The 16823-nt window shown below is 71.4% G+C and carries 13 protein-coding genes; 7 read left to right on the plus strand and 6 right to left on the minus strand.

Annotated elements, in window-relative coordinates:
* Nucleotides 1–279: 279 nt before the first annotated feature.
* A complete protein-coding gene (ileS, locus tag ACFYPJ_RS18470; protein WP_389017801.1) occupies nt 280–3426 on the minus strand; it encodes an isoleucine--tRNA ligase in 3147 nt (1048 codons plus the stop codon).
* A gap of 615 nt (nt 3427–4041) precedes the next feature.
* Between ileS and ACFYPJ_RS18475 the strand changes: the two genes are divergently transcribed.
* The 6 genes from ACFYPJ_RS18475 to ACFYPJ_RS18500 all read left to right on the plus strand — a co-directional run bounded on the left by ACFYPJ_RS18475 (nt 4042) and on the right by ACFYPJ_RS18500 (nt 10128).
* The gene (locus ACFYPJ_RS18475) at nt 4042–5355 is read left to right on the plus strand and encodes a TraR/DksA family transcriptional regulator (protein WP_389017804.1); all 1314 of its coding nucleotides are present in this window, start codon (nt 4042–4044) and stop codon (nt 5353–5355) included.
* 66 nt (nt 5356–5421) lie between these two features.
* On the plus strand, nt 5422–6012 hold the full coding sequence (gene lspA / locus ACFYPJ_RS18480; protein ID WP_389017807.1) for a signal peptidase II: 591 nt from the start codon (nt 5422–5424) through the stop codon (nt 6010–6012).
* A 94-nt stretch (nt 6013–6106) separates the two neighbouring features.
* Nucleotides 6107–7051: an RluA family pseudouridine synthase gene (locus ACFYPJ_RS18485; RefSeq protein ID WP_389017810.1), complete on the plus strand. Its 945-nt coding sequence runs from the start codon at nt 6107–6109 to the stop codon at nt 7049–7051.
* Nucleotides 7048–7515, plus strand: a complete 468-nt coding sequence (locus ACFYPJ_RS18490; protein ID WP_389017813.1) for a GNAT family N-acetyltransferase — start codon at nt 7048–7050, stop codon at nt 7513–7515. Before ACFYPJ_RS18485 ends, ACFYPJ_RS18490 begins: the two co-directional genes overlap by 4 nt.
* Before the next feature lie 84 nt (nt 7516–7599).
* A complete protein-coding gene (locus tag ACFYPJ_RS18495; protein WP_389017816.1) occupies nt 7600–9186 on the plus strand; it encodes a Na+/H+ antiporter in 1587 nt (528 codons plus the stop codon).
* Between the two features lie 201 nt (nt 9187–9387).
* Nucleotides 9388–10128, plus strand: a complete 741-nt coding sequence (locus ACFYPJ_RS18500; RefSeq protein ID WP_389017819.1) for an SDR family NAD(P)-dependent oxidoreductase — start codon at nt 9388–9390, stop codon at nt 10126–10128.
* A 66-nt stretch (nt 10129–10194) separates the two neighbouring features.
* Here ACFYPJ_RS18500 and ACFYPJ_RS18505 read toward each other — a convergent pair whose 3' ends face one another.
* Nucleotides 10195–11265 (minus strand): mechanosensitive ion channel family protein, encoded by a 1071-nt coding sequence (locus tag ACFYPJ_RS18505; RefSeq protein ID WP_389017822.1) that lies wholly within the window; start codon nt 11263–11265, stop codon nt 10195–10197.
* 103 nt (nt 11266–11368) lie between these two features.
* On the opposite strand from ACFYPJ_RS18505, the gene ACFYPJ_RS18510 reads away from it, so the two are divergent.
* Nucleotides 11369–11938 (plus strand): dienelactone hydrolase family protein, encoded by a 570-nt coding sequence (locus ACFYPJ_RS18510; RefSeq protein ID WP_389017825.1) that lies wholly within the window; start codon nt 11369–11371, stop codon nt 11936–11938.
* A gap of 7 nt (nt 11939–11945) precedes the next feature.
* On the opposite strand, the gene ACFYPJ_RS18515 is transcribed toward ACFYPJ_RS18510, so the two are convergent.
* The 4 genes from ACFYPJ_RS18515 to ACFYPJ_RS18530 form a co-directional block, all read right to left on the minus strand.
* A complete protein-coding gene (locus tag ACFYPJ_RS18515) occupies nt 11946–13616 on the minus strand; it encodes an alkaline phosphatase D family protein (protein WP_389017828.1) in 1671 nt (556 codons plus the stop codon).
* Nucleotides 13617–13708: 92 nt separating this feature from the next.
* The gene (locus ACFYPJ_RS18520) at nt 13709–14551 is read right to left on the minus strand and encodes a thioredoxin domain-containing protein (RefSeq protein WP_389017831.1); all 843 of its coding nucleotides are present in this window, start codon (nt 14549–14551) and stop codon (nt 13709–13711) included.
* A 101-nt stretch (nt 14552–14652) separates the two neighbouring features.
* Nucleotides 14653–15375: a hypothetical protein gene (locus ACFYPJ_RS18525; protein ID WP_389017834.1), complete on the minus strand. Its 723-nt coding sequence runs from the start codon at nt 15373–15375 to the stop codon at nt 14653–14655.
* 66 nt (nt 15376–15441) lie between these two features.
* Nucleotides 15442–16809: a DUF2252 domain-containing protein gene (locus ACFYPJ_RS18530; RefSeq protein ID WP_389017837.1), complete on the minus strand. Its 1368-nt coding sequence runs from the start codon at nt 16807–16809 to the stop codon at nt 15442–15444.
* Between the last annotated feature and the right edge of the window lie 14 nt (nt 16810–16823).

Consider the following 16823-nt stretch of genomic DNA (forward strand, 5'->3'; position numbering starts at 1 on the left):
ACGCCGAAGCAACGGCCCGGAGGGGGCCTTGTTCAGGGGGACATCGGTTCGATCCGGCCCGCTCCGCGGGTTCGCGGCCCGGTCCCGGACGGTGCAGGCCCGCCCGGACGGCGCAGGCCGTCCGGGAAGATGCAGGCCCGGCTTCCGTCGGGCCGTCGGGGAACCGGGCCTGCGCCATGTCCGGACGTCCCGGAACCGAACCCGGTGACCGGGAGCGGGACGACCGGGACGCGGGACCGGGACGCGGGACCGGGACGCGGGACCGATACGTCCTACGCCCTACGCCTTGCGCAGCCGGAACGCCAGCGACAGCCCTTCGTCGGTGAACGGCTCACCGTAGGAGTCGTCCGCTTCGCCCTGACCGAAGTCCGTGGCCAGGACCTCGTCGGCGATCAGGCCGGTGTGCTCGGACAGGGCCGCGATGACGGCGGGGTCGGTCGAGGTCCAGCGCAGCGCGATCCGGTCGGCCACGTCGAGGCCGCTGTTCTTGCGGGCCTCCTGGATCAGCCGGATCGCGTCCCGGGCGAGACCCGCCTGACGCAGCTCCTCCGTGATCTCCAGGTCGAGCGCCACGGTCGCGCCCGAGTCCGAGGCCACCGACCAGCCTTCGCGCGGGGTCTCCGTGATGATCACCTCGTCCGGGGCGAGGGCGACGGTCTCGCCGTCGACCTCCACGGACGCCGTACCCTCGCGCAGGGCCAGGGACAGCGCCGCCGCGTCGGCGTTCGCGATGGCCTTGGCCACGTCCTGGACGCGCTTGCCGAACCGCTTGCCGAGCGCCCGGAAGTTCGCCTTGGCCGTCGTGTCGACGAGGGAGCCGCCGACCTCCGAGAGCGAGGCAAGGGAGCTGACGTTCAGCTCGTCGGTGATCTGTGCGTGCAGCTCGGGGTCGAGCGAGTCAAAACCCGCGACCGCGACCAGCGCCCGGGACAACGGCTGCCGGGTCTTGACGCCCGACTCCGCGCGCGTGGCGCGGCCCAGCTCCACCAGCCGGCGGACCAGGACCATCTGCTTCGACAGCTCCGGGTCGATCGCGGACAGCTCCGCCTCGGGCCAGGACGCCAGGTGCACCGACTCGGGTGCGTCCGGGGTGACCGGCACGATCAGGTCCTGCCAGACCCGCTCGGTGATGAACGGGGTCAGCGGGGCCATCAGCTTCGTCACCGTCTCGACGACCTCGTGCAGGGTGCGCAGCGCGGCCTTGTCGCCCTGCCAGAAGCGGCGGCGCGAGCGGCGGACGTACCAGTTCGAGAGGTCGTCGACGAACGCGGACAGCAGCTTGCCGGCCCGCTGGGTGTCGTACGCCTCCAGGGACTGCGTCACCTGGTCGGTGAGCGCGTGCAGTTCGGAGAGCAGCCAGCGGTCCAGCACCGGACGGTCGGCCGGGGCGGGGTCGGCGGCGGACGGCGCCCAGTCGGACGTGCGCGCGTACAGGGCCTGGAAGGCGACCGTGTTCCAGTAGGTGAGGAGCGTCTTGCGGACGACCTCCTGGATGGTGCCGTGGCCCACCCGGCGGGCCGCCCACGGCGAACCGCCGGCCGCCATGAACCAGCGCACCGCGTCGGCGCCGTGCCGGTCCATGAGCGGGATCGGCTGCAGGATGTTGCCCAGGTGCTTGGACATCTTGCGGCCGTCCTCGGCGAGGATGTGGCCGAGACAGACCACGTTCTCGTACGACGACTTGTCGAAGACCAGCGTGCCGATCGCCATCAGCGTGTAGAACCAGCCACGGGTCTGGTCGATCGCCTCGGAGATGAACTGCGCCGGGTACCGGCTCCCGAACAGCTCCTTGTTCTTGTACGGGTAGCCCCACTGCGCGAACGGCATCGAGCCCGAGTCGTACCAGGCGTCGATGACCTCGGGCACGCGCGTGGCCCGCTCGCCGCACTCGGGGCAGGCGAAGGTGACCTCGTCGATGAACGGGCGGTGCGGGTCGAGTCCCGACAGGTCGGTGCCGGTCAGCTCGGTGAGTTCGGCCCGGGAGCCGACGCAGGTGAGGTGGTCGTCCGCGCAGCGCCAGATGGGCAGCGGGGTGCCCCAGTAGCGGTTGCGGGACAGCGCCCAGTCGATGTTGTTGTTCAGCCAGTCGCCGTACCGGCCGTGCTTGACCGTGTCCGGGAACCAGTTGGTCTTCTCGTTCTCCTCCAGGAGCCGGTCCTTGACCGCCGTGGTGCGGATGTACCAGGACGGCTGCGCGTAGTAGAGCAACGCGGTGTGGCAGCGCCAGCAGTGCGGATAGCTGTGCTCGTAGGGCAGGTGGCGGAAGAGGAGACCACGCGCGCGCAGGTCCTCGGTGAGCGTTTCGTCGGCCTTCTTGAAGAAGACGCCGCCGACCAGCGGGATGTCCTCCTCGAAGGTGCCGTCCGGGCGGACCGGGTTCACCACCGGCAGGCCGTAGGCACGGCTCACCCTCAGGTCGTCCTCACCGAAGGCGGGGGCCTGGTGCACCAGGCCCGTACCGTCGTCGGTCGTCACGTACTCGGCGTTCACGACGTAGTGGGCGGGCTGCGGGAACCCGGAGAACTCCACCAGCTCGAACGGGCGGCGGTACGTCCAGCGCTCCATTTCGGCGCCGGTGAAGGTCCGGCCCGTGGCCTGCCAGCCCTCGCCGAGGGCCTGGGCGAGCAGCGGCTCGGCGACGACCAGCTGCTCCTCGCCGTCGGTCGCGACGACGTAGGTGACCTCGGGGTGCGCGGCGACCGCCGTGTTGGACACCAGGGTCCAGGGGGTGGTCGTCCACACCAGGAGTGCGGCCTCGCCCGCGAGCGGGCCGGAGGTGAGGGGGAATCGGACGTAGACGGACGGGTCGACGACCGTCTCGTAGCCCTGCGCCAGCTCGTGGTCCGACAGGCCCGTGCCGCACCGCGGGCACCAGGGGGCGACGCGGTGGTCCTGGACCAGCAGCCCCTTGCTGAAGATCTCCTTCAGCGACCACCAGACCGATTCGATGTACTCGGGGTCCATCGTGACGTAGGCGTCGTCCAGGTCGACCCAGTAGCCCATGCGGGTCGTCAGCTCGGAGAAAGCGTCGGTGTGCCGCAGCACGGACTCGCGGCACCTGGCGTTGAACTCGGCGATGCCGTACGCCTCGATGTCCTGCTTGCCGGAGAAGCCCAGCTCCTTCTCGACCGCCAGCTCCACCGGGAGGCCGTGGCAGTCCCAGCCCGCCTTGCGGCCCACGTGGTAGCCGCGCATGGTGCGGAAGCGGGGGAAGACGTCCTTGAAGACGCGGGCCTCGATGTGGTGCGCGCCGGGCATGCCGTTGGCGGTGGGTGGGCCTTCGTAGAACACCCACTCGGGGCGGCCCTCGGACTGCTCCAGGGTCTTGGCGAAGATCTTCTGCTCACGCCAGAAGTCGAGCACCCCGTGTTCCAGCACGGGCAGGTCGACCTGGGCGGGTACCTGGCGGTAGGTCGGCGCTGTCATCTGCGAGCTTCCTCCAACGGAACTTGCTGCCTTCCGTCGGAGGGACGAGAGCCTTCTGGCCTGTCGACGCCGTGTGCGGCGCGCTCCCGCGGTACCACCCTCCTTGGCCCCCGGTGCGACGGACACGCCGGTGAGCCCCCTCATTGGGTCGCGATGCCGGTTCTACTCCCCGCGGCGGGTCCTCCGCGGCGTTCTTCCGACGGCTCCGGGGTGATCTTCACGTCGCGCTCGCCCCCGGGCTTCCACCGTCCCCGGGTCGCTCTGGGCTGCGTACGCCGCTACTCGTCCCCATCCATGCTTTTCGCTCCGCCCAGTGTACGGCGCTCCGGGGACAGCGGCCGACCGATTTCCGGCCCGGCCCCCGCCACCGGTGGCGGAGGGCCCCGGCTAGTGGTGAGATGACCCGAATGGAGAGGTACGGGTGTTCGTATCCTGGGATGCCCGGCTCGGCGGATTACCCGGCGGAGAGCTGGGCACAACGCATGAAGGCTCGCTGCGCAGGGGTCGCGGGGCGGGCGGATCGGGCGGCGTGCCCCGTTGCCGCGGGACTCAAGTCGATTTATCGTCCCAGCACGATTCGCGAGCAAGGTCACAATATGTGAAGGGGCCGCGGCCATGGTGGCGAAAAAGAGCGCCGTACGGCAGTCGACATCGGGCAGGGCCCGGGCCGCCGCCGGGGCTGCGTCCGGCGGCCCGGCGAAGGGCACGCGGAGCAAGAAGGGCGCACAGGGGCGGGCCGCGAAGAAGACGTCGGCGCCTGGTCGGGCGTCCGTGAAGAAGAAGCCGGCCGACGTGCTGGCCGTGACGGGTCCGGCCGAGGAGACCGTGGAGGCTACGGCACCTTCGCGGAAGGCCCCCGCGCGGCAGCGGCCGGCCGGGAAGGCCCTCTCCAAGAAGACGACAGCCCCGAAGACGACAGCCCCGAAGACGGCCGCTCCGAAGACCGCCGCCAAGAAGGCTGCTGCCGCGCACCCGGCCGCCGCGCACGCGCAGGCCCCCACCGAGAACGCCACCGCCGAGAAGGCCGTCCTTGGGGAGGCGGCCGGGAAGAAGGCCGCCGTGAAGGAGACGGCCGCCAAGAAGGCGGCCGGCAAGAGAGCGGCGGCCGGCCGGAAGGCGGTCGCCGAGGAGCCGTCGGCTGCCGGGTCGGCGGCCGCCCCCGAGGAGGAATCCGTGAAGGACACGGCCCCCGGGAAGACTGCCAGGAAGACCGCGGTCGGCAAGAAAGCGGCATCGAAGAGAACGCCCCAGAAGGACGCGGTCACCCAGAAGGACGCGGTCGCTCAGAAGGAGGCCGGCCGGAAGGCGGCGGCCAAGGGCGCGGCCGCCGGGCGGACGGCGGCCGGGGAGGGCGGCACCGCGAAGGCCACCGCCAAGGGCACGGGCAAGAAGAGCATGGCCAAGAAAGCGGGCGCGGCGCAGGCCGCGAAGCAGACGGGAGCCACGACGGTGGTTGCGAAGAAGACTCCTGGCACGGCCACGGCGGCCAAGACCGCCGTCCCCAAGGCGCGGGTGGCCGCGGTGGCGGAACCCGGCGAGCTCGCGGTCCGCCCGGGCGAGGCCCCCTGGACGCCCGAGGAGGTCGAGGCGGCCCGCGCGGAACTGCTGTCCGAGGACGAGCGGCTGCGCAACGAGATCAGCTCCTCGGAGGCATCTCTCGTGGGCCTGATGCGCGACTCCGGGGACGGCGCGGGCGACGACCAGGCGGACACCGGGACCAAGAACATCACGCGCGAGCACGAGATGGCGCTGGCCGCCAACGCGCGCGAGATGCTCATCCAGACCGAACGCGCCCTGCAACGGCTCGACGCGGGCACCTACGGACTGTGCGAGAACTGCGGCGATCCCATCGGAAAGGCCCGGATGCAGGCCTTCCCGCGGGCCACTCTGTGCGTCGAGTGCAAACAGAAACAAGAACGCCGCTACTGAGAGCACGGCGCGTCGGCGGTGTGCCGTAGTCTCGTCCCCGTCAGGTACCTAGGCTGAGGGACTCACGTGGCAGAGGCGGAGCGCATCATCGGTATGCCGGACACCCCGGACGACAGCGGCGAGCTGAAGGCCGGAGCGGACGAACAGGAGATCCCCGCCGAGCCGCCCCGCAGCCGCCGCAGGCTCGCCGTGCTTTTCGCGGTGGCCGTCCTCGCGTATGCCCTCGACCTGGTCAGCAAGATGATCGTGGTCGCGAAGCTGGAGCACCACCCGCCGATCGAGGTCATCGGGGACTGGCTGGAGTTCAACGCGATCCGCAACGCCGGCGCCGCCTTCGGCATCGGGCAGGCATTCACGATCATCTTCACCGTGATCGCGGCGAGCGTCGTCGTGGTGATCGTCCGCCTGGCCCGCAAGCTCTACAGCCTGCCGTGGGCGATCGCGCTCGGCCTGCTGCTCGGCGGCGCGTTCGGCAACCTCACCGACCGGATCTTCCGCTCTCCGGGGGTCTTCAAGGGCGAGGTCGTCGACTTCATCGCGCCCAAGGGCTTCGCGGTGTTCAACCTGGCGGACTCGGCGATCGTCTGCGGCGGCATCCTGATCGTGCTGCTGTCCTTCCGCGGCCTCGACCCCGACGGCACCGTCCACCGGGACTGACCGCACCGGCCCGGGCGGCGGACTCCGGGTCCCCGGCCGCACGGGTCCGCGGATCTCGTACGAGGCTGTCGGACCCGTCCGGCATACTCGACGCGTGAGCACGATTCCCGAGATCCGTACCCTGCCCGTGCCCGACGGCCTGGAGGGCGAGCGCGTCGACGCCGCCATCTCCCGCATGTTCGGCTTCTCCCGCACCAAGGCGGCCGAGCTGGCCGCGGCGGGCAAGGTACAGGTCGACGGCGCGGTGGTCGGCAAGTCCGAGCGGGTGCGCGGCGGGGCCTGGCTGGAGGTCGAGATGCCGCAGGCGCCCGCCCCGGTGCAGGTGGCCGCCGAGCCGGTCGAGGGCATGGAGATCGTGCACGACGACGAGGACGTCGTCGTGATCGTCAAGCCCGTCGGTGTCGCCGCCCACCCGTCGCCGGGCTGGAGCGGGCCGACGGTCATCGGCGGTCTCGCCGCCGCCGGCTACCGGATCTCCACCTCGGGCGCGGCCGAGCGCCAGGGCATCGTGCACCGCCTCGACGTCGGCACCTCGGGCCTGATGGTGGTCGCCAAGTCCGAGTACGCGTACACGTCGCTCAAGCGCCAGTTCAAGGAGCGCACGGTCGACAAGCGGTACCACACACTGGTCCAGGGCCACCCGGACCCGACGAGCGGCACCATCGACGCCCCCATCGGCCGCCACCCCAGCCACGACTACAAGTGGGCGGTCACCGCCGAGGGAAAGCCCTCCGTCACGCACTACGACCTCATCGAGGCGTTCCGCGCGGCCTCCCTGCTCGACGTGAAGCTGGAGACCGGCCGCACCCACCAGATCCGCGTCCACATGGCGGCCCATCGCCATCCCTGCGTCGGTGACCTGACCTACGGCGCCGACCCCACGCTCGCCAAGCGGCTGGGCCTCGGCCGCCAGTGGCTGCACGCCGTGCGTCTCGGCTTCGAGCACCCCGGGGACGGCAACTGGGCCGAGTTCGCCAGCGACTACCCCGACGACCTGCAACAAGCGCTGGACCGGGTCCGCGAGGATACGTACGCGTGAGTGCGGACCACGAGGTGCGCACGGCCGAGGACGCCGCGGACCTGGAAGCCTGTTTCGCGGTGCGCAAGGAGGTCTTCGTCGCCGAACAGGGCGTCCCGCAGGACATCGAGTACGACGCGTACGACGCCGTCGCCGTGCACGTGCTGGCGGTCCGCGCGGACGGGGTGCCGCTCGGTACCGGCCGGCTGCTTTACGGCGCTCAGGCAGCCGGGAAGACCGGCGGGGACCTCTCCCTCGGTTCGCTGGGGCGGCTCGCCGTCCGGCGGGAGGCGCGCGGGCTCGGCATCGGCGTCGCCCTGCTGCGGGCCATCGAGGAAGCCGCACGCGCGCGTGGCCTGGCGGCGGTGGACCTGCACGCCCAGACGCACGCCCTGGGTTTCTACGAGCGGCTGGGCTATGTGCCGTACGGGCCGGAGTACCAGGAGGCGGGCATCGCGCACCAGGGGATGCGGCGCGTCCTGTAGCCGGGGCGTCCAGCGGACGGGTGCGAGGGGGGACGTGGCAGGCTGAGCACCGTCGTGTGATCGTCGACTCCCGGAGCGCCGGCCTTGGATCAGTTGGCCCTGTTGTTCGTTCTGCTGCTCGGGGCTCTGGTCAGTGTCCCCCTCGGGGACCGGCTCGGGTTGCCCGCGCCGATCCTGGTGACCCTGCTCGGGGTCGTCCTCGCGCTGCTCGACTTCGTCCCGAACGTGAGCATCCCGCCCGAGCTGATCCTGCCCGCCCTGCTGCCACCGCTGCTGTACGCGGCGGTGCGGCGGACGTCCTGGCGGCAGTTCGCGGCCAACAAGCGGCCGATCTTCCTGCTGGCCGTGGCCCTGGTGTTCGTCACCACCGTCTCCGTGGCGTTCGTCGCCAACGCGATCGTGCCCGGCCTGCCGATCGCCGCCGCGGTGGCGCTGGGCGCGCTGGTCGCCCCGCCCGACCCGGTCGCCGCCACCGCCGTCGCCGGACAACTGGGGCTGCCGCGCCGACTGGTGTCGATCCTGGAGGGCGAGGGGCTGTTCAACGACGTCACCGCCATCGTCCTGTACCACGTGGCGATCGCCGCAGTGGTCAGCGGCACCTTCTCGCCCTGGCGGGCCGGGCTCGACCTCGTGCTGTCGGCCGTCGTCGCCGTCGTCGTGGGTCTCGCCCTGGGCTGGGGCGCGAACAAGCTGATGGACGTCCTCGGGGACGCGACCCTGCAGATCGGACTGACCCTGCTCGTGCCGTACGTGTCGTACGTACTCGCGGAGAAGCTGCACGGCTCCGGCGTGCTGGCCGTGCTCACCACCGCGCTGTTCATCTCCGAGTACGCCGCCGATGCCGACGACGTGATGACCCGGCTCACCGGGCACGCCTTCTGGGACATCGTCGACACGCTCGTCACCGGGGTGGCGTTCGGACTGATCGGGCTCGAACTGCACAACGCGATCCGTACCGCGTCCGGTCGCTGGCCCGAACTGCTCGGCTGGGCCGCCGCCGTGGTCGGCGTCGTGGTGGTCGTGCGGCTGTTGTGGCTGGTGCCCGCCACCTGGCTCACCCAGCGGATGCATGCGAAACGGAACTACGATGAGGAGATCCCGACCTCTCTGCGGGAGACCGTCGTCATGTGGTGGTCGGGGATGCGCGGGGTGGCCTCGGTGGCGCTGGCCCTGGCCATTCCGCTGACCACAGCGGACGGCTCGCCGTTCCCCGACCGGAACGAGATCGTGTTCGTCGCGTTCGGGGTGATCCTGGCGACGCTGGTGCTCCAGGGGCTGACCCTGCCGTGGCTGGTGAAGCGGCTCGGGGTGCGGTCCGACACCCAGGGGGAGAAGGAGTTCGAGAAGCGCCTGGCGGTGCGGGCGGCCCGGGCAGCGAAGCGGAGGCTGCAGGAGATCGAAGAGGTCGAGGAACTGCCGGACGAGCAGGCCGAGCAGTTGCTGCGGCGGGCCTTCGAGATCGGTGTGCGGATCAGTCCGGACATCGGCGAGGGAGAGCGCCGGGAGGCGCACGAGAAGCGGGTGCGGCGGGTGCGGCGGCTGCGGCGGATCTACGCGGAGATGCTCAGCGCGGCACGGCACGAGGTGCTGGCGGCGCGGAGCGAGCCGGGGGCGGATCCGGAGATCGTGGACCGGGTGCTCCGCAACCTGGACGTGCGCAGCCTGCGCTGACGGGGGCCGGGCGGTGCTCTGACGAGGGCCGGGCGGTGCTCTGATGGGGTCGCGCCCGCCTTGAGCCACCCGGTAGAACCATGGCGGCCTGGTCAGCTTGCGTCGACCGGGTCGAGTGCCCAGGGCGGTCCGGTCATATGAACACACGGTGGCTGTGGATGTCCGGAGGCCCGGGCGGCGTCCCGCTCGTACGCTCGGATCATGACTCGCAACATTGTGATCAGTGGCGGTGGTACGGGGATCGGGCTCGCGGCGGCCCGGGTCTTCGCGGCGGACGGTGACCGGGTGCTGCTGCTCGGGCGACGCGCCGGGGTGCTGGAGGAGGCGGGCGTACCGGGGGCGCTGACGTACGCCGTCGACCTCGCCGACCCGGCGGGCGTACGCAGTGTGGCGCGGTTCGTCGCCGAGGAGTTCGGCACCGTGGACGTGCTCGTGCACAGTGCGGGCGGCAACGGCCTGCGCGAACCGGAGGAACCGGCCGGCGATCCCCTTCACGCCGTCGCACACCTCTGGTCCGTCAACTTCCGGATCAACACCCTGAGCGCCGTGCTCCTCACCGAGGCGCTCGCAGAACGGCTCGCCGAACCGGGCGGGCGGGTGCTGTTCCTCAGCTCCATAGCCGCCTACCGCGGGTCGGGCACGGGGGCGTACGCCGCGGCCAAGGCCGCCCTGCACCCCTACGCCCACGACCTGGCCCGGCGGTTGGGCCCGCGCGGCATCACCGTGAACGTGGTCGCGCCCGGCTATGTGGAGGACACCGAGTTCTTCGGGGACGCGATCGGGGAGGAACGGCGGGAACAGCTGATCGCCGAGACGTCCACCGGCCGCTCCGGCACACCGGGGGACATCGCCGCCACCCTGCACTGGCTGGCCTCGCCCGGTGCCGGGCACATCACGTCGCAGATCATCCAGGTCAACGGAGGTGCGGAACGCGGCCACTGAACGAGCGGGGGCGGCCACCGGCCGGCGCCGTCACCCGCGGCCGGTCCTCGGGGGTTCGTGCGCGCGTCATGCGGCCGGGCCGTCCTGGGCGGGGATGCCGCCCGGCGGCGGCACGGCGTCCGCCGTGTTCACCCGGGGCAGCGCGTACGGGTGTTCCGCGCACAGCCACCGGATCATCTGCTCGCGCACGGTGACCCGGACCGTCCAGATGTCATCCGCGTCCTTGGCGGTCACCAGGGCACGGACCTCGATGGTGTTCGGCGTCGCGTCGGTGACCGCGATGCCGCCGGAGCGGCCGTCCCAGGCCGGGCACTCGCTCAGGATGTCGCGCAGCTTCTCCCGCATCGCCTCCAGGGGCGCCGAGGGGTCGAGGTGCCAGAAGACGGTGCCGCTCATCTGCGGAGTGCCGCGCGACCAGTTCTCGAACGGTTTGGAGGTGAAGTACGACACGGGCATGGTGATCCGGCGTTCGTCCCAGGTCCGTACGGTGAGGAAAGTCAGCGTGATCTCCTCGACGGTGCCCCACTCGCCGTCCACGACCACCACGTCGCCCAGCCGCACCATGTCCCCGAAGGCGATCTGCAGCCCCGCGAACAGATTGGCCAGCGTGGACTGGGCGGCGACACCGGCGACGATGCCGAGGATGCCGGCCGAGGCCAGCAGCGAGGCGCCGGCCGCGCGCATCGCCGGGAACGTCAGCAGCATCGCCGCCACGGCCATCACGCCGACCACGGCCGCCACCACCCGCATGATCAGCGACACCTGCGTACGGACCCGGCGGACCCGGGCCGGATCGCGGTGGACGCGGGCGTAACGGGAGTAGGAGGTCTCGACGATCGCCGCCGCGATCCGCACCACCAGCCAGGCCGCCGATCCGATCAGCACCAGGGTCAGCGTGCGGCCGACCGCGACCCGGTACTCCGGCAGCAGCCGCGCCTGCTCGTAGGAGCCTCTGAGCAGGGCGGCGCACAGCACCAGTTGGTACGGGATCCGGCCGCGCCGCAGCAGGCCCCACAGCGGCGTGTCGCTGTGCTGCTCGTCGGCCTTGCGCAGCAGGAGATCAGTGACCCAGCCGATGAGCAGGGTCAGAACGACACATCCACCGACCACGATCAGGGGACGGAGCACGTTTTCCATGTCTGAGAAGGTAACCGGCACCGGCCGCCGTGAACCCGCGGGATCGACGCCGGAACGGATCCGGTCGCACGGCACTGCCGTATCCGGCTGGCACGATGGCGCCATGAACATCATGCTCTTTCACTCGGCCTACGGCCTCAGACCCGCGGTGCGCGCCGCGGCCGACCGGTTGCGGGACGCCGGGCACGAGGTGTGGACACCGGACCTGTTCGGCGGGAGCACCTTCGAGACGGTCGAGGAGGGCATGGCCCGCAAGGAGGAGATCGGCAAGGACGAGCTGCTGAAACGGGCCGTGCTGGCGGCGGCGCCCTACTCGGAGCGCGGGCTGGTGTACGCCGGGTTCTCGCTCGGGGCCTCCGTCGCGCAGACCCTGGCGCTCGGCGACGAGAAGGCGCGCGGGCTGCTGCTCCTGCACGGCACGTCGGACATCGCGCCGGGCGTCTCGGTGGACGGCCTGCCGGTCCAGTTGCACGTCGCCGAACCGGACCCGTTCGAGACGGACGACTGGCTGAGCGCCTGGTACCTGCAGATGGGCAGAGCGGGAGCGGACATCGAGGTGTACCGGTATGCCGGGGCCGGCCATCTCTACACCGACCCCGGTCTGCCGGACTACGACGAGGAGGCCGCCGAGGCCACCTGGCGGGTGGCGCTCGGCTTCCTCGACACCCTGTAGTGCGCGGCTACACCGGGTCGTAGGTGCGTTCGACCTTCTGGGTGCCGCTGCGGGTGCGATAGGAACGCGCCCAGGACGTGGTCGCGTCCGGGCTGGTGCGGTCGGACAGCACGTAGTAGTCCATCTGCGCGCGGTCGGCGGTGATGTCCAGCACGCCGTAGCCGTGGGAGTCGGTGTCGACCCAGTGGACGTGCCGGTTGGCTGCGCGGATGACCGGCGAGGCGAGTGCGGAGACGGTGCCCTCGGGGACCTTCACGAAGTCGTCGAGGTTGTCGGAGGTGACCGAGGTGACCACGAACTCGGTGGCGGCCGACGGCGACAGCGGGTAGGTGCCGGCGTCCACCGGCACGTCGTTGGCCCACGCCATGTGGATGTCGCCGGTGAGGAAGACCGTGTTGCGGATCGCGTGCGAGCGCAGATGGGTGAGGAGTTCGCGGCGGTCGTCGGTGTAGCCGTCCCACTGGTCGGTGTTGAGGGCGAGCCCCTCCTGGGGCAGCCCGAGCAGCTTGGCCAGCGGCTTCAGCAGGTCGGCGGTGAGGGAGCCGATGGCGAACGGCGAGATCATCACCGAGTTGCCGATCAGCCGCCAGGTGGTGTCGGAGGCCGCCAGCCCGGTCTTCAGCCAGTCGAGCTGGGCTCGGCCGGTGATGGTCCGGTCCGGATCGTCCACGGAACCGCTGCCCGTGGACACCTGCTGCGAACGGAAGGAGCGCAGATCCAGCAGGGACAGGTCGGCGAGCCGGCCGAAGCGCAGCCGCCGGTAGGTGGTGCCGGAGACGGCCGTACGCACCGGCATCCACTCGAAGTACGCCTGCCGCGCGGCCGCCTGGCGGGCGCTCCAGGTGCCCTCGGCGCCCTCGGTGTGGTTCTCGGCGCCGCCCGACCAGGTGTCGTTGGCGAACTCGTGGTCGTCCCAGATCGCGATGACCGGCGCGCTTTGGTGCAGGGCCCGCAGATCGGGGTCGGTCTTGTAGGCGCCGTGCCGGGCGCGGTAGTCGGCGAGGGTGAGGATCTCGTGCGTGGGCGTGTGCGGGCGGACGATGCTGTCGCGGGTCCCGTACGCGCCCGACCCGTACTCGTAGATGTAGTCGCCGAGGTGCAGCCAGGCGTCCAGGTCGCCGCGGGCGGCCAGGTGCCGGTACGCGGCGAAGTGACCGGCCTCCCAGTTGGCGCAGGAGACCACGCCGAAGCGCAGGCCTGGCACGGCCGCGTCCGCCGCGGGGGCGGTGCGGGCGCGGCCCACCGGGGAGTCGGTGCCGCCGGCCGAGAAGCGGAACCAGTAGTCGGTGGCCGGCCGCAGGCCGCGGATGTCGGCCTTGACGGTGTGGTCGGAGGCGGTGGACGCGGTGGTCGTGCCCGTGGCGACCACGTCCGTCAGCGCCTTGTCCCGGGCGACGACCCAGCGGACCTCGGCGTCCGGGCCAGTGCCCGAGCCGGGAGTGGCGGCGGCGGTCGGGGTCACCCGGGTCCACAGCAGGATGCCGTCGGGCAGCGGGTCGCCGGAGGCGACGCCGTGCAGGAAGGCGGGGAGTTGCTCGGCGGCGCGGGCGGGCAGCGCGGCGGCGAGCGGAGCGGCGGCCATGGCGGCACCTGCGGTGACCGCGGCAGCCTTGACGACCGTACGGCGGCGTGGTGAGGGGGAGTTGGGATCCTCGCTTGCTCTGTGGGGTGTGGTCACGACCCATCAGGTTACTAATGGGTACGGGTGAGGGCGGGCGAACGTGGAAATTTCGCCCGCCCTTCATCCGGGGGCCGGCTCCGTCCGGTTCGTCAGCCCTTGAGGGCCTCGTCCACCACACGGTTGAAGTCGGCCACCGTCATCGGCGGGTTGCCCTGGCCGTCGGAGGTGAGCATCTTGCCGTCCATGACGAAGCTCGGGGTGCCGGTCACGCCGTCCTTGTTGGTGTCGAAGCCCTTCGACATCGCCACCGCCCAGGCGTCGTAGGTGCCGTTCTTCACCGCGTTCTGGAACTTGGCGTTGCCCTTCAGGGCGGGGACGGTGTCGGCGACCTCGATCAGATAGCTGTCCTTCTTGAACTTGTCGTCCGTCTCCTGCGGGTGCCACTTCTTCGAGTACAGGGCGGTCTTGTAGTCGCTGAACGCCTCCGGGCTGACGTTCAGCGCGGCGCCCAGGGCGCTCAGTGCCTTCTTGGAGCCCTCGCCGTTGCTGCCGATCTTGCCCTTGCCCAGCGAGTCGCCGTCGATGAAGGTGCCACCGATGTACTGGATCTTGTACTTGCCTTCGTCGACGTCCTTCTTCACGGTCGAGCCGACGGTCTGCTCGAACTGCGCGCAGACCGGGCAGCGCGGGTCCTCGTAGACCTTGAGGGTCTTCGTCGCGTTGCTCTTGCCGATGGTCACGGTGGTGCCGTCGGGGCCGGAGGCGTTGGCCGGCGTGACGACCTTGGCGTCCTTCTCGGACTCCCAGTAGCTGGGCTTGCCTGCCTGGACGACGGCGTAGCCTATGCCGCCGGCGGCGGCCAGCACGGCCACCACCGAGCAGGCCACGATGACCTGCCGCCTGACCTTGGCGCGCTTGGCCTGCCGCTCGCGCTCCTCGCGCAGCCGCTCCCGGGCCGCCGTCTTCGCCGCCTGGGCGTTCCGCTTGCTCATGCTGGTGATCTCCTGTGGGACGCGCACCTGGGGTGCGCGGAATACGTATGGGGGACTTGTGGTGCTCGGCCGTGCCCGCCTCACCGGGCCGGTGCCCTCGCTCAGGCGAAGGCCAGGGACCCCGGGGAAGCCGGAGCGGCCGGGGAGTGCGAGCACGGTGGTCCACGCCGTCCCAGGGAGTGCACGAGGAGCCGGTCACGGGCGGCGGCCGTGCGCGGCGCGGGGCGCGGCAGCCGGCGTGCCGGGGCGAGCCGCACGGCCACCGCCCCCACTGCCACCGCCAGCAGCAGCGGCCGGAACGTGGTGGCGGCGACCGCACACAGCAGCTGGACGAGCGCCCGCTCGCCGCGCCGCAGCCAGACGGCCGCCAGCAGCCCGACGCCGACGTGCGCGGCGAGCAGCAGCCAGGCGGCGGCCGGGTCGGCGTGCGCGAGGAGTGCGGAGGCGCTGCCGGGGCCGCCGGTCACCTGGGCCAGCGGGGCGCCCACGGCGCCGCCCTGGCACAGCACGTCGAGGCCGACCGCGCGCAGCGGGCCGGCGACCGGGCCGCCCGCCCGGCCGTAGCAGGCGTGCTGACCGGTGGTGAACACCGTGTCGGCGGTCAGCTCCAGCGGGATCAGCAGGGCCGCGATACGGCCGAAACCGCGCTCGCGGCCCGCCAGCGTGTACGCGGTGACGAAGATGCCCGCGGCGACCGCGGCCACGGTCCCCATCGGCAGCGGGGCCCGGGACAGCAGCACGTGCGACGCGGTGCTGAGCGTCACGACGAAGGCCGTGAACAGCGCCGCGCGCACGGCTCTGAGCTGGGTCCCGGATATGTCCATAGCGGAGGAGAGTCTGTCACGTCCCCAGGTAAAGGACCCCTAAAGGGTGACTGTGAGTCCTGCTGGTTACAGCCCCGGGATCCGTCCGTTGCGGAACAGGTCGACGAAGATCTGGTGGTCCGCACGCGCGCGTGCGCCGTAACGGTGGGCGAAATCCGTCAGCAGGGCCGCGAAGCCCTCCTCGTCGGCCGCGATGGCCGCGTCGATGGCCCGCTCCGTGGAGAACGGCACCAGGGACTCGCCCGAGGTGTCGTCCGCCGCGGCGTGCATCGTCGCGGTGGCCCGGCCCAGGTCGGCGACGACGGCCGCGATCTCGTCCAGGTCGTCGATGTCGCCCCAGTCCAGGTCCACGGCGTACGGCGAGATCTCGGCGACCAGCTGGCCCGCGCCGTCCAGTTCGGTCCAGCCCAGCCACGGGTCGGCGTGCGCCTGCAGGGCGCGCTGGGAGATGACCGTGCGGTGGCCCTCGTGCTGGAAGTAGTCACGGATCGCCGGGTCGGTGACATGCCGGGAGACGGCCGGGGTCTGGGCCTGCTTGACGTAGATCACCACGTCGTTCTCCAAGGCGTCGCTGTTGCCCTCCAGGAGGATGTTGTACGACGGCAGACCGGCCGAGCCGATGCCGATGCCGCGCCGCCCGACGACGTCCTTCACCCGGTAGGAGTCCGGGCGCTCCAGCGACGACTCCGGCAGCGTCTCCAGGTAGCCGTCGAACGCGGCGAGCACCTTGTAGCGGGTGGCCGCGTCCAGCTCGATGGAGCCGCCGCCAGGCGCGAAGCGGCGCTCGAAGTCACGGATCTCGCTCATGGAGTCCAGCAGCCCGAAGCGGGTCAGCGAGCGGGCGTCACGCAGCGCGTCGAGCAGCGGGCCCCGCGCGGTGTCCAGCGTGAACGGCGGCACCTCGTCGCGCTTGGCGCCGGTGGCCAGGGCGTGGATGCGCTCCCGGTAGGCGGCCGCGTAGACGGTGACCAGATCGGTGATCTGGGCGTCGCTGAGCGCCTTCGCGTACCCGACGAGCGCGACGGAGGCGGAGAAGCGCTGCAGGTCCCAGGTGAAGGGGCCGACGTACGCCTCGTCGAAGTCGTTGACGTTGAAGACCAGCCGGCCGTTGGAGTCCATGTAGGTGCCGAAGTTCTCCGCGTGCAGGTCGCCGTGGATCCACACGCGCGCGGTGCGCTCGTCCAGGTAGGGGCCGCTCAGTATCCGCCCGTCACCCCTTGCGGCCTGGCCGGCGTGACCGGCGTGACCGGCGTCGAGGTCGTGGTAGAAGAGGCACGCCGTGCCCCGGTAGAACGCGAACGCCGAGGCCGCCATCTTGCGGAACTTCACGCGGAACGCGGCTGGGTCGGCGGCCAGCAGCTCGCCGAAGGCGGTGTCGAAAACGGCGAGGATCTCCTCGCCGCGCTGCTCGTCGTTGAGCTGGGGGACCGACATCGCTGGGTGCCTCC

This window comes from Streptomyces sp. NPDC006012 (genome assembly GCF_042871185.1).
GTDB lineage: Bacteria > Actinomycetota > Actinomycetes > Streptomycetales > Streptomycetaceae > Streptomyces.